This is a genomic window from Plastoroseomonas hellenica (assembly GCF_018129085.1).
Classification (GTDB): Bacteria; Pseudomonadota; Alphaproteobacteria; order Acetobacterales; family Acetobacteraceae; genus Plastoroseomonas; species Plastoroseomonas hellenica.
Genome location: NZ_JAAGBB010000003.1, coordinates 96,675 through 109,379 on the forward strand (window position 1 = coordinate 96,675; position 12,705 = coordinate 109,379).

Below are 12,705 nucleotides of genomic sequence, written 5' to 3' on the forward strand. Positions count from 1 at the left end.
CCCAGCGGGCGGGCAACCCGCAACCAGAGTTTCGGAGGGTTGGAGCGTGGCAGGCGGGACGGCGCGAGCGGAGGAGGTGGCGAAATTCGACGCCCTGGCGGCCCGCTGGTGGGATCCGCACGGCCCGATGGCACCCTTGCATGCCATGAATCCGTTGCGCACCGGCTGGATCGCCGAGCGCCTGGCCGCCCGCCACGGTGGGTCGCTGGAGGGTGTCTCCGTGCTGGATATCGGATGCGGTGCCGGCCTTGCCTCCGAAGCCCTGGCCCGGCGCGGCGCCGGGGTGACCGGCATGGATGCCGCCCCGGAGGCGCTCGCCATTGCCCGCGCCCATGCCGAGGCCGGGGGGCTCGCGATCGACTACCGCCAGGGCGGTCCCGAGGACCTGCCCCCGGACGCCCGCTTCGACGCCGTCATGGCGCTCGAGGTCATCGAGCATGTGGAGGCCCGCGATGCTTTCCTGGCCGGGCTGGCCGGGGCGCTGAAGCCAGGCGGGATGCTGTTCCTGTCGACCCTGAACCGCACCCCGCGCGCCTATCTCATGGCCAAGCTCGGCGCCGAATACCTGCTGCGGCTGCTGCCGGTCGGCACCCATGACTGGCGGATGTTCATCTCCCCGGGCGAGCTCGGTGCGCTGCTGCGCGTCCAGGGGCTCCGGGTGACCGATATCGCCGGAATGACCATGCACCCCCTCACCCGCCGCTGGCGCGAGAGCCGGGACCTCGGGGTGAACTACATCCTGGCGGCGGAGCGGGGCTCAGGCGTCTGAACGCGGCACCCAGGGGATGCGGCCGACCTCGATCCCCTCTTCGCGCAGCTCCTCGGCCTGGCTCTCGCTGGCCTCGCCGTAGATGCCGCGGCGCTCGCTCTCGCCCCGGCTCATCTTGCGGGCCTCCTCGGCAAAGTCCTGGCCGACATAGTCGCAGGACTTCTCCACCTCGGCGCGGATGCGCTGCAGCAGCGCCATCACCTGGGGCGGCATCGGCCCGGCCGCCGCGGCCTGCGGCGCCTCCGGCACCGGCGCGGGCGGCAGCGCCTCAGGCTTCGCGTTGCGCGCCGGGCGGCCCTTCTTCGGGATCGCCGGCGCCATCAGGGCGCGCGCGATCTTGCTGCCGCCGCAGGCCGGGCATTGCACCATTCCGGCCGCCGTCAGCTTGTCGAAGCCGTCGCTGTCCTTGAACCAACTGTCGAATTCATGCGGCGCCGTCCCATGGGCGGCGGCGGTGCAGCGGAGGGTGTAACGGATCATGCTGCCAGCAACAGGTCGAGCTTGCCGGCGCGATCGAGCGCCGCCAGGTCGTCGCTGCCCCCGATATGGGCACCGTCGATGAAGATCTGCGGCACCGAGGTGCGCCCCCCCGACCGCTCCCGCGCCTCCTGGCGCAGGGCGGAACCCGGATTCGCTGCGATCTCGCGGTAGGGCACACCCTTGCGGTCCAGCAACGCCTTGGCGCGATCGCAGTAGGGGCACCAGTCCTGAGTGTAGATTTCAATGGTCGGCATACCGTGAAATCTGGATGAACGGCAGGCCCGGTCAAGTCCCTGCCCCGCGCGGGTCGGGTACGCGTGCTGCGGCGAGCACCGCGACCGAAGCCGCGCCGCCCGCCAGCAGCACCCGGGCGCAGGCCTCGGCGGTGGCGCCGGAGGTCACGACATCATCGACCAGCACCACATGCCGGCCTGCGACAGCCCCTCCCCGGGTCAGGGCGAATGCCCCTTCCACCAGCCGCGCCCGTGCGGCGGCGCCCAGGTCCGCGAGCGCCATGGTGCGCCGCACCCGGCGCAGGCCACGCGGCAGCCAGGGCAGGCCCGAGAGCCGCGCGAGGTGGCGCGCCAGCAGCGCCGCCTGGTCGTAGCGCCGGGCCAGCAGCCGCAGCCGGTGCGGCGGCACCGGCACCAGCACATCCGCCTGCGCCAGCAACGCGGCTCCTGCGCGCGCCATCTGGCGGGCAAGCGGCAGGGCCAGCTCGACCCTTCCGCCATGCTTCAGCGGCAGGATCAGCCGCTTGGCACCTTCGTCGTAACGGAGCGCCGCCCGCGCCACGGCGAAGACCGGCGGCGACGCGACGCAACGCGGGCAGAGCCCGCCCGCCCCGGCTTCGGTCGCCTGGGCGAAGGGCACGCCGCAGCGACGGCAAAGCGGGGCGGTGATGAAGCTCAGCCCGCCGAAGCAGGTGGCGCAGAACGTCCCCTGGGCGGTCACCGGCGCCTCGCAGGTCAGGCAGCGCGGCGGCAGCAGGGCGTCGAGCAGCCAGCGGCCGGCGAGGCGGGCACTGTCCCGGAGAGGGCGTTGCCCTCTCCGGACCTCACCCGCAAGGAGGCCGGAGCCTCCTGGGCCTGCAGGCTCCTGGTGGGATGGGTCCGGGAGGGGCAAAGCCCCTTCCGGGACAGGACCACCTTCGCTCAGCCCCAGGCCCCGAAGCGGGCGTCGCCGTCGCGTTCGACGGCCTGCACCAGGTCGATTTCCCAGGCCAGGTACTCGCGCATCGCCGCTTCCTGGCCGGAGTTTCGGTCATAGGGCCGCAGGTACCAGTCCACGCAGGCCTCGTCGGGCGGCGTCCGGCGATCGGCGCGAAGCGGAAAGCCCGCCTGCTTCCAGGCTGCGGGCCCGCCCTTCAGCACCCGCACCGGGGCCTTCGCGGCGGCCTGCAGCTCCTCCGCCGCCAGCCGCGCCTGCCAGTCCTGATCGCCCGCCACGATCAGCCGCCGGTCGGCGGGAAGCTGCGATGCGAGCGCCGCCAGGCGCCCCCGGATACCCCAGACAGCGCCGGGCAGATGCGCTTCGCGGAAAGCGATGGAGCGGGTGATCTGCACCACCTGCGCCGCCCCGTCCGAAAGCTGCGCCGCCAGTTCGGGTGCCGTGACATAGGCGGGCTTCAGGGCTGCCGCCTCCGGCACCTCCGGTCGGCCGAAGCCTTCCTCGACGCGGCCGGACAGCGCGTCCTCGCAGACGAAGACCTCCCAGCCGCCGAGCTGGCGCAGCCAAGCGCCGGTCATGCGGGAGCGCACGCCAGTGTCGCAGATCAGCACGATCCGCGCGCCGCGCACCGCGACCCACTGGTCGGTCGCCTGCACGAGTTGCCCGCCCGGCGCCGAGCGGCTGCCGAGCAGATGGCCGAAGGCGTATTCCGAGGGATCGCGCACATCGAGGAGGTAGGTCGTGCGTCCGGCATCGCCCTGCATGGCGATCGCCTCGGCCCGCGTGCAGGCCTTCACCCCATGCCGGTCCGCGAAGGCCTTCGCGGCCGCGAGGGCGGCATCGAGGCTCTCCGGGATCACGTCCTCGTAGCGTTCAGTGCGGCCGTGCTCGGATTTGAACCCCGCCAGCTCCCATCCCATGGTGCCGTTGCGGAGTGCTACGACGCGGTTCGGGATGCCGGCCTGCCGCAGGCTCTCGGCGCCGAGGATCGAACGCGTGCGGCCGGCGCAGTTCACCACAACCGTGGTGCCCGCATCGGGCGCGATGTCGCGCACGCGATAGGCGAGTTCCGCCCCCGGCACATTGATGCCGGTCGGGATCGCCATCTTGTGGAACTCGTCCATCGGCCGGCTGTCGAGCACCACCATCGGAATGCCGGAGCGCAGCATGGCGTCGAGCTCCGGCGGGTCGATCGAGGGCGTCGCGTAGTGGTGCTCCACCCATTCCCCGAAGGCCTTGGAAGGCACGTGGACGCCCGAGAACACCTCGAACCCTGCCGCCTTCCAGCCCGGCGTGCCGCCATCCAGCACCGCGACATCGGTGCAGCCGATCTCCGTCAGATAGGCCGCCAGCGCGTCCGCGTGGCCTTCGCCGCCATCGACGCAGACGGTGCGCGTGTCCTTGCGCGGCAGCAGCGCACGCGCCGCGACCTCCTTCACCGAGAGCGGGCACGGCACCGCCCAGAAGAGATGTGCGGCACCGAACTCGCCCGGCTCCCGCGCGTCCAGGATCGCGAGTTCCCCGCCGTCCCTGAGCGCCGCCTTCAAGGCGGCGGGCGCGATCCTCCGCATCAGCGGCCGCCCGCGGTCGGGGCCATGAAGTTCTTGTTGTAGGGCTTCACCTCGCCGGTCTCGGCATCGAAGGCGCGACGGTTGTCGAGCTTCTCCAGCGCCAGGCCGTACATGTGCAGGTGCCGCGTCGGCCGATCGCCGGTGGTGTGGATCGAGTGGATGTCCTCCGGCATCAGGGCGATGCCGCGGCCCTGTTCCACCATCACCTCGTGGTCGACACGGAGGTCGCAGCGATCCGGATCGCTGCCGTCGTCGAAGCGCTTGTAGACCTTGTTCAGCTCCTGCCCTTCGACCGCGACGACGACCGCCCAGGTGGTGTGGTCGTGCGGCTTGGTCGAATTGCCCGGGTTCAGCGCGTTCATGTAGAGCGCGAAACGATTATTCGGGTCCTCCTGCAGGAGATAGCGGCGGGAGCCCTTCTCACCCGCCGGCGGCGGCGAGAACTCGGCCAGCGGGAACAGGTGTTCCTGGGCCGCCAGCGCCAGCATCTCGGTCTTGATCGCATCGAGGGAGGCGCGGGTGACGCCCTGGTCGGCCTCAATGGCGCGGATGCGCTCGATGGTGGCGGCAACGGCGGCCGTGCGGGCGGCGGCGATATCGGATGCGTTCATGGCAGGCTCCTTCGTTTCCCCGAGGTGGCAATCTAGAGGAGGTCCTGCTCCTCCGAAACCACTCGGAAGCATGATCTTTCCTGGCGTGCCGCGGCTTGCGTGGCGCGACCCGCGGGCGCATGTCGCGGGCATGGACAATATGCGGATCTTCGACCGCCGCCTTATAGCACGCCGCCGCGCCCGTGCCGCCGGCCGGGTGGGCGAGGTCGCGCCGATCCTGGCCGATTGCGCCGAGCGCCTGCTGGACCGGCTGGACGACACCACCCGGCGCTTCGCCCGGGCGCTGGAGATCGGCGGGCGGGGCGTCGTGGCGCCGTTGCTGGCCGCGCGGGGCGTGCCTTTCGTGGTCTCGGCCGACCTCGCCCCCGCCATGGCAGTGCGGGCCGGCGGCCTGCCGGTTGCCGCCGACGAGGAGTTCCTGCCTTTCGCCGAGGCCAGCTTCGACCTCGTCGTCGCATCGCTGTCCCTGCACCAGGTGAACGACCTGCCAGGGGCGCTGATCCAGATCCGCCGGGCCCTGGCGCCGGACGGCCTCTTCCTGGCCTCCCTGCCCGGCCTCGGCACCCTGCAGCCGCTGCGCGACGCGCTGGCGGAGGCGGAGACGGCGCTGCGCGACGGGCTCTCCCCCCGCGTGTCGCCCTTCCCCGACCTTCGCGACTGCGCGGGGCTGTTGCAGCGGGCCGGCTTCGCGCTGCCGGTCGCGGATGCCGAGACGATCACGTTGCGTTACCGCAATCCCCTGGCGCTCTTCGCCGATCTGCGCGCCGCCGGGGAGCAGAATGCGGTCCTGGCGCGCGACCCGCGCACCCCGCCCCGCGCCCTGTTGCCGATGGCCGCGGCGAAGCTGCCGGCCGAGATCCCGCTGCGGCTGCTGGTCATGACCGGCTGGGCACCGGCAGCGAACCAGCCGCAGCCTGCGCGCCCAGGCAGCGCCACGGCGCGCCTGGCCGATGCGCTGGGTGCCGAAGAGCACAGCACGGGAGAGAAGGCCGGGCCTAGGCATTGACGACGAGGCAGCGGCAGGGATGCTGGGCCTTGTTTCGATCTCAATCTGAAGGCCTTGCCTATGACCCGTGTCCTCCTTGTCCACCTGCCGCGCACCCTGCTCGGCCTGCTGTTCCTGGTCAGCGCGGCCGACGGCTTCTGGTTCTTCGCCACCGGCGAGCACCTGATCCACCCGCCGACTTCTCCGGCCGGCCTCGCCTTCGAGCAGGGGCTGCAAGCCTCGGGCTTCCTCTGGCCGCTGCTGAAAATCGTGAACCTGCTGGGTGGGCTCAGCCTGCTGCTGAACGTCGTGCCCGCCTTCGGGCTGGCGCTGCTCGCCCCTGTCATGACGGTGATCGCGCTGTTCCACCTGGTCCTGAACCCCGGCGGCATCCCGATCGCCGCGGTCATGGTCCTCTGTGGCGTGGTGCTGGTCCATGCCTACCGCGACCGCTACGCGGCGCTGTTCCGTTGAGGGCGCGGGGCGCCGGCGCTTGCAACAGGCGCCCCCGTCGCGCATTTTCCGTCGACATGCCTGTGACCGGAAACTAGCGCCATGGAACAGTCGGGCCGCGAATCGCGCCGCATCCCGCTGCACAGCCCCGAGGATTTCGCCGCCATGCGCCGCGCCGGCCGCCTGGCCGCCGAGACGCTCGACATGATCACGCCCCATGTCCGGCCCGGCATCACCACCGAGGCGATCGACCGGCTCTGCCACGACTTCATGCTCGCCCATGGGGCGGTGCCGGCGACGCTCGGCTATCGCGGCTACACCAAATCCTCCTGCACCTCGATCAACCATGTCGTCTGCCACGGCATCCCGGGCGAGCGGGTGCTGGTGGAGGGTGACATCGTGAACATCGACGTCACCGTCATCCTGGATGGCTGGCATGGCGATACCAGCCGCATGTATGTGGCGGGCGAGGCCTCGACCAAGGCGCGGCTGCTGATGGACGTGACCTATGACGCGATGATGCGCGGCATCGCGGTCATCCGCCCGGGTGCGACGCTCGGCGATGTCGGCCACGCGATCCAGGCCTATGTCGAGAAGCACCGCTTCTCCGTGGTGCGCGATTTCTGCGGCCACGGCATCGGGCGCGAGTTCCATGCGCCGCCGAACGTGCTGCATTTCGGCCGCCCGGGCGAAGGCCCGGTGCTGAAGCCTGGCATGTTCTTCACCGTCGAGCCGATGGTGAATGCCGGCCGTCCCGAGGTGAAGATCCTCGACGACGGCTGGACCGCGGTCACCCGCGACCGCAGCCTCTCGGCGCAGTTCGAGCACATGGTGGGCGTGACCGAGGACGGGGTAGAGATTTTCACCATCTCGCCCGCCGGCCTGCACAAGCCGCCCTACGGGAACTGATCATCCCCGGGTGCTTGACGGCGCCCCGGGCATGACGGGACCATGGTCCGCACACCCCTGCCGGATGCCATGCCCCGCCCGACCGGCCTCGAAGAGGCGCCCCTTCCCGGTCTGATCGAGCCCGCGCCCGGCGCGCGCCCGAACGCCAAACCGGCGCCCGGCCCGGAAGGCCATCGCGCCCGCATGCGCACGAAGCTGCTCAATGCCGGGCCCGAGGCGCTGCTCGACCACGAATTGCTGGAGATGCTGCTCTTCCTCGCGCTGCCGCGCCGCGACACCAAGCCGATCGCGCGGGCGCTGCTGACCCGCTTCGGCAGTTTCGCCGCGGCGATCAGCGCGTCGGTGCCGGAGTTGCGCACGGTGCCCGATCTCGGCGACGCCGGCGCTGCGGCGCTCAAGACCGTGCAGGCCGCGGCGCTGCGGCTGGCCCGCGCCGAGCTGCTGGACCGCCCGATGATCGACAACGGAGAACGGCTGATCGCCTATCTCACCGCCGTCCTAGCACGCGAGCCGGTCGAGCAGTTCCGCGTGCTGTTCCTCGACATCCGCAACCGCCTGATCGCCGACGAGGCGCAGGCGCGCGGCACCGTCGACCACACGCCGGCCTATCCGCGGGATATCGTGAAGCGCGCGCTCGAACTCGGCGCCACCGCGCTCATCCTGGTGCACAACCATCCCTCCGGCGACCCGACGCCATCGCGGGCGGATGTCGAGACGACGAAGCGGATCCAGGACGCGGCGACGGCGCTCGGCATCGTGCTGCACGACCACATCATCATCGGCCGCGGGCGCCACCTGTCTTTCCGGCAGGAGGGGCTGCTGCGCGGCTGAGCCCTATCGCTGCCGGGTCAGCCCGAAGATCGCCAATGACACCGCGCAGAAGATCAGCCCGCAGGCGGTGACCGCGGGCCAGCCGCCGAGCGTCCAGGCCACCGTCCCGGCGGCCGAGCCGAGCGCGCCGCCGGCGAAGACGGTCACCATGTAGATCGTGTTGATCCGCGCCCGCGCCTCGGGCTGCAGCGCGAAGATGCGGGTCTGGTTGGAGATCTGGGCGCCCTGCACGCCGAGGTCGAGCAGGATGACCCCCGCGACCAGCCCGGCCAGGGATTCGCCGAAGAGCGCGAAGATGGCGAACGATGCCAGCGCCAGCAGAATGCCAAGCCCGACCATCCGCCGCGGGGCGCCGCGGTCGGCGAGCCGTCCCGAGAAGGGCGCCGCGAGCACGCCGACGATGCCGATCAGGCCGAACAGCCCGGCCGCTGCCGGGCCCAGATGATAGGCGGGGCTCGCCAGGTGCAGGGTCAGCGTCGACCAGAAGATGCTGAAGGCGCCGAACAGCATCGCCTGTTCGAAGGCGGCCTCGCGCAGCACCCGCTCGCGCCGGAACAGGTCCAGCAGCGAGGCCATGAGCTGCGGATAGGGCAGCCGCGAGGTCGCTTCCGCCTTCGGGAAGACCAACCGGACCACGACGGCGGTCACGGCCATCAGCCCGGCCGCGATCCAGAACATGGCCCGCCAGTCGAGCAGCTCCACGACGACGCCGGAGACGGTGCGCGCCGCCAGGATGCCGATCAGCAGCCCGGCCATGACGGTGCCGACCACGCGTCCCCGCCGCGCCGGCGTCGCCAGATGCGCCGCCATCGGCACCACATGCTGGGCGACGGTGGCGAGCGCGCCGGTGAGGAAGGAGGCGGCGATCAGCACGGCAAAGCTCGGCGCAGCGGCGGCGGCGGCCAGGGCGAGGACGAGTGCTGCAAGCATGCGCAGCATGAGCCCGCGCCGCTCCAGCCGATCGCCGAGTGGGGCGAGGAACAGCAGGCCGATCGCATAGCCCGCCTGGGCGGCCGTCGGCACCGCGCCGGCCGCACCGGAGGACAGGCCGAAGCTCGCGGCCATCTCGGCCATCATCGGCTGGTTGTAGTAGATATTGGCGACGGCCAGCCCGCAGGTGGCCGCCATGGCCAGGACCACCCACCCGTCCAGCGCCGGTCCGTGCGAGACGCCGGCCGCGCCGGCAGTCACTGATGCGCTGCTCATAGGCATACCCATGAATTATGCGGTGCAGCTATAGACACCGGATCGGGGCCGGGGACGCTGCCATTACACAGGGGTGCAATGCACAAATTCGCCTGCCCCTGGCATGGCAATCCCGCCGCTGCAACCCAGGGGGGTGCCCGAGGCGGCGGCGACGGCGCCAGCATGGACGTGATGTGTCGTTTCGTCCTGGGAACCGTCTTCTCGGTTGACCGAACCCCCTTCCCGGCGGCAGCCTTTGTGCATGCGCATCGAAATCTCCCGGCCTCCGCTCCTCAAGGGCCTAGCGGCCCTTGTCGCCTGCGCCGTCACGCTCGGCGAAAGCCCGGCCCAGGCGCAGGTCAAGCCGCAGCAGGGCCAGCCTCAGGTCCAGGCGCTGCCGACGACCAAGCCGCCGCCGCTGCCCTCGATCGCGCGCCCGCCGCAGCAGCAGGGCAGCCGCCCCCCGGGGCCGGGCGCCCAGGCCAGCCTGCCGACGACCAAGCCGCCGCCGCTGCCGCCGGGGAGCGGCCCCGGTCCTGGCCCGGGGGCGCCGGGCCGCCGTGCCGTCTCCTCCGGGACCGGCTTCGTCGTCGCGCCCGGCCGCATCATGACCAACCACCATGTCGTCGAGCGCTGCCAGGAGATGCAGGCTCGCCGCCAGGACGGCAGCGATATCACTGCCCGGGTCCTGGCCAGCGACCGGAACCGCGACCTGGCGATCCTGGCGGTGGATGGCGATGTCGGCCCGGCGCTGTCCTTCCGGGGCAGCCCGCCGCCGCGGCGTGGCGAGACGGTGGTGACCTACGGCTTCCCGCTGGCTGGCCTGCTATCCTCCGGCCCCACCCTCACCACCGGCGATATCTCGGCGCTGGCCGGCCTCGGCGATGACGCGCGCCAGATCCAGATCAGCGCACCGGTACAACCGGGCAATTCTGGCGGCCCGCTGCTCGACATGTCCGGCCTCGTGGTCGGCGTCGTGGTATCGAAACTCAACGCCCAGCGTATCGCGCAGCGCACCGGGGACATCCCGCAAAACGTGAACTTTGCCGTCAAAGGCGCTGAAGCAATTGCCTTTCTCCGCGAGCAGAACGTGACGATCGCGCCCAGCGAAGGCCGCGATCCCCTGCGCAGCGCGGCCGAGGTGGGTGAGATCGCGGACCGCTCGGTGCTGTTCCTGCGCTGCCTGCGCTGACCGGCATCGTCGCGTCGACGAGAGCGTGATGGCTTGAGGCCAGTCCAGCCGGAAAGTCTGAATCACGCGGTCGAACAATGGGTTGAAGCATGGGTTCGTGAGCGCAGGCGAACGGACCATGTTTCAGCGCCGCCGGGCCCGAGGGCGGTGCGGGGGCCGGCACTGCCGCCCCTTGCAGGGTCATGTTGCGCAGGATATGTTATATTATAACGTTATGGCCCCTGCCGATGTCCGGCCTGCTGCTCGAGAGCTTCCCCGCTGCTTCCGTCTCGCCTGGCGCGGAGGTCCCGACCTGGCGCTGCGGCGCCGCCTCCTCGGCCGATCCGGATGTGTTGATCGGCATCCTGCGGCCGGAGAACAACCTTGCCATCTGGCATCGCGATATCCCGGACGCGCTCTCCCGCGCGCTCGCGGCCTTGGCCGCGGAGGCCCCTTTCACCGCCACCGCCGAGGATGCGCCGGACCAGGCCGTCGATGCCCTGGCGGGTGCCCTGCCGCGCCCGGCGCCGCTCGACCTGCTGCTCGACATCCGCCGGCTGGCTGTCGCTTTCGCGGCCATCGCCGATACCGGCGGCGACGTCCGCATCCGGCTCGAAGGCATCGCCGGCCGGGCCTGCCATCGCTGGCACGCCGATGCCGTCGGGCTGCGCCTGCTCTGCACCTATCGCGGCGCCGGGACCGAGTGGTTGCCGCTCGCCGGCGGCGCACCGGTCGCCCGCAGCCTCGATGACCCTGCCCTCCCGGTCATGCGTATCCCGCGCGGCGCGGTCGCCATCCTGAAGGGCGAGGGCCATCCGGGGAATGCGGGCGCCGGCTGCATCCATCGCTCGCCCCGGGTCGGCTTCCGCGCTGGCCCTCGCCTGCTGCTCTGCCTCGATGCTCCCGGAAGGATCCCCCTGGAATGAGCGCGACCACCCGCCTGCCCGTCACCGTGCTGTCGGGCTTCCTCGGCGCCGGGAAGACGACACTGCTGAACCACGTCCTTGCCAACCGCGAAGGCCGCCGCGTCGCCGTCATCGTCAACGACATGAGCGAGGTGAACATCGACGCCGCCCTGGTCGGCAATACCGGCACCCTCTCCCGCACCGAGGAGAAGCTGGTCGAGATGTCGAACGGCTGCATCTGCTGCACGCTGCGCGAGGACCTGATGCAGGAAGTCGCGAAGCTGGCGCGCGAAGGCCGCTTCGATGCGCTGCTGATCGAGAGCACCGGCATCAGCGAGCCGATGCCGGTCGCCGCCACCTTCGATTTCCGCGCCGAGGACGGCTTCTCGCTCGCCGATGTCGCGCGTCTGGACACCATGGTCACCGTGGTCGACGCCGCTTCCTTCCTGCGCGACTACGAAAGCGCCGAGACGATCGCCGCCCGCGGTGAGAGCCTCGGCGAGGACGATCATCGCCTGCTGGTCGACCTGCTCGTCGAGCAGGTCGAGTTCGCCGATGTCATCGTGGTGAACAAGGCCGACCTGGTCGGCGAGGATGATCTGCGCCGCCTCGCCGGCATTCTCGCCACCTTCAACCCCGGTGCCGAGATCCTCTCCACCATGCATGGCCAGGTGCCGCTCGCGCATGTGCTGGGCACCGGCCGCTTCGACTTCGCGCGCGCCCAGCAGGCGGCAGGCTGGGCGCAGGCGCTTTCCGGCGGCCACCTGCCGGAGAGCGAGGAGTTCGGCATCACGAGCTTCGTCTGGCGTGCGCGGCGGCCGCTGCATCCGGCACGTTTCAAGAGCTTCATCGAAGGTTCCCTGCCCGGCGTGATCCGCGCCAAGGGCTTCTTCTGGCTGGCGACGCGCATGCCCTGGGCGGGATCCTGGCAACTCGCCGGCAGCATCGGGCGCCATGAGGCGGCGGGGCTCTGGTGGGCGGCCGCCGACCCGTCGCACTGGCCGGACGACCCGGATTGGATCGCCGGCGTGAAGGCGAACTGGGTCGAGCCCTATGGCGACCGTCGGCAGGAGATCGTGCTGATCGGCGTCGGCATGGAGGAGGCCGGGCTGCGTCGCGACCTCGACGCCTGCCTGCTCACCGATGCGGAGATGCGCGGCGGCCCGAAAGCCTGGACGAAATTCGCCGATCCCTTTCCGGCCTGGCGGCAAGGTTAGGGTCTGATGTGGCCGGGCGAGGAGCGTCCGGCTGCCGAGCAATTGAGATTTAATTGAAGACGAATCTACGAAATAACGCAAATGCGTCCGGCTTTCCGATTGCCTATCAGCAGCTCCTTCTCCATCAATCACCTACACACCCCTTACCCGGAGAGCGTCATGGAGGCCGAACCCGACCTTGCCGCCGTGGCGGCAGGGGTTGTCGTTGCCTTGCGCGCGATGGCCGACGCGCTGATCGCGCGGGATTTCGGTTTCCAAATCGCGCTTGAAGAACGGCTGCGGACGGCGATCGCGGAAATTGCGGTGACGCCGGGCAGCAACACCGGCGCGACGGTCGTGCCGCGCGGCCTGCTCGCTGCCCTGCAGAGGCAGAATCGCGGTGCTTCCGACGAGGAGTGAGGCCGACCGGGCTGGCTCGTCGCACCTTGTCTTAACTATCTGTTAAGAC

The 12,705-nt window shown here is 70.9% G+C and carries 15 protein-coding genes; 9 read left to right on the top strand and 6 right to left on the bottom strand.

The features are described 5' to 3' along the window. Positions 1 to 46 precede the first annotated feature (46 nt). The gene (ubiG, locus tag GXW71_RS03290) at positions 47 to 769 is read left to right on the top strand and encodes a bifunctional 2-polyprenyl-6-hydroxyphenol methylase/3-demethylubiquinol 3-O-methyltransferase UbiG (RefSeq protein WP_211850965.1); all 723 of its coding nucleotides are present in this window, start codon (positions 47 to 49) and stop codon (positions 767 to 769) included. On the opposite strand, the gene GXW71_RS03295 is transcribed toward ubiG, so the two are convergent. From GXW71_RS03295 to GXW71_RS03315, 5 genes are all read right to left on the bottom strand, one after another. Continuing rightward, on the bottom strand, positions 758 to 1,249 hold the full coding sequence (locus GXW71_RS03295) for a DUF1178 family protein (protein WP_211850966.1): 492 nt from the start codon (positions 1,247 to 1,249) through the stop codon (positions 758 to 760). The two genes, ubiG and GXW71_RS03295, sit on opposite strands and share 12 nt — an antisense overlap. Beyond that, positions 1,246 to 1,503 (bottom strand): glutaredoxin 3, encoded by a 258-nt coding sequence (gene grxC, locus GXW71_RS03300; RefSeq protein ID WP_211850967.1) that lies wholly within the window; start codon positions 1,501 to 1,503, stop codon positions 1,246 to 1,248. The genes GXW71_RS03295 and grxC overlap by 4 nt, the downstream gene beginning before the upstream one ends. A gap of 31 nt (positions 1,504 to 1,534) precedes the next feature. Then, a complete protein-coding gene (locus GXW71_RS03305; RefSeq protein ID WP_246526253.1) occupies positions 1,535 to 2,251 on the bottom strand; it encodes a ComF family protein in 717 nt (238 codons plus the stop codon). A 152-nt stretch (positions 2,252 to 2,403) separates the two neighbouring features. Continuing rightward, positions 2,404 to 3,990 (bottom strand): rhodanese-like domain-containing protein, encoded by a 1,587-nt coding sequence (locus GXW71_RS03310; protein WP_211850969.1) that lies wholly within the window; start codon positions 3,988 to 3,990, stop codon positions 2,404 to 2,406. After that, a complete protein-coding gene (locus GXW71_RS03315; RefSeq protein ID WP_211850970.1) occupies positions 3,990 to 4,601 on the bottom strand; it encodes a cysteine dioxygenase family protein in 612 nt (203 codons plus the stop codon). The genes GXW71_RS03310 and GXW71_RS03315 overlap by 1 nt, the downstream gene beginning before the upstream one ends. A 130-nt stretch (positions 4,602 to 4,731) precedes the next feature. Here GXW71_RS03315 and GXW71_RS03320 point away from each other — a divergent pair, with 130 nt between their 5' ends. From GXW71_RS03320 to radC, 4 genes are all read left to right on the top strand, one after another. Then, the gene (locus tag GXW71_RS03320) at positions 4,732 to 5,607 is read left to right on the top strand and encodes a class I SAM-dependent methyltransferase (protein WP_211851104.1); all 876 of its coding nucleotides are present in this window, start codon (positions 4,732 to 4,734) and stop codon (positions 5,605 to 5,607) included. Between the two features lie 60 nt (positions 5,608 to 5,667). Then, positions 5,668 to 6,060, top strand: a complete 393-nt coding sequence (locus tag GXW71_RS03325; protein ID WP_211850971.1) for a hypothetical protein — start codon at positions 5,668 to 5,670, stop codon at positions 6,058 to 6,060. A gap of 81 nt (positions 6,061 to 6,141) precedes the next feature. Further along, complete coding sequence (map, locus tag GXW71_RS03330) at positions 6,142 to 6,948, top strand: type I methionyl aminopeptidase (RefSeq protein WP_211850972.1); 807 nt, start codon at positions 6,142 to 6,144, stop codon at positions 6,946 to 6,948. Between the two features lie 69 nt (positions 6,949 to 7,017). Further along, a complete protein-coding gene (radC, locus tag GXW71_RS03335) occupies positions 7,018 to 7,779 on the top strand; it encodes a RadC family protein (protein ID WP_211851105.1) in 762 nt (253 codons plus the stop codon). Positions 7,780 to 7,782: 3 nt separating this feature from the next. Here the strand turns inward: radC and GXW71_RS03340 are convergent, their stop codons facing one another. Continuing rightward, entirely contained in the window at positions 7,783 to 8,985 is a 1,203-nt protein-coding gene (locus tag GXW71_RS03340) for an MFS transporter (protein ID WP_246526237.1), read from the bottom strand. Between the two features lie 241 nt (positions 8,986 to 9,226). On the opposite strand from GXW71_RS03340, the gene GXW71_RS35115 reads away from it, so the two are divergent. The 4 genes from GXW71_RS35115 (at position 9,227) to GXW71_RS03360 (ending at position 12,656) form a co-directional block, all read left to right on the top strand. Beyond that, entirely contained in the window at positions 9,227 to 10,156 is a 930-nt protein-coding gene (locus GXW71_RS35115) for a S1C family serine protease (protein ID WP_211850974.1), read from the top strand. Between the two features lie 227 nt (positions 10,157 to 10,383). Then, on the top strand, positions 10,384 to 11,061 hold the full coding sequence (locus tag GXW71_RS03350) for a DUF1826 domain-containing protein (RefSeq protein WP_211850975.1): 678 nt from the start codon (positions 10,384 to 10,386) through the stop codon (positions 11,059 to 11,061). Then, complete coding sequence (gene zigA, locus GXW71_RS03355; RefSeq protein ID WP_211850976.1) at positions 11,058 to 12,257, top strand: zinc metallochaperone GTPase ZigA; 1,200 nt, start codon at positions 11,058 to 11,060, stop codon at positions 12,255 to 12,257. The genes GXW71_RS03350 and zigA overlap by 4 nt, the downstream gene beginning before the upstream one ends. 159 nt (positions 12,258 to 12,416) lie before the next feature. After that, the gene (locus GXW71_RS03360) at positions 12,417 to 12,656 is read left to right on the top strand and encodes a hypothetical protein (RefSeq protein WP_211850977.1); all 240 of its coding nucleotides are present in this window, start codon (positions 12,417 to 12,419) and stop codon (positions 12,654 to 12,656) included. Positions 12,657 to 12,705 lie beyond the last annotated feature (49 nt).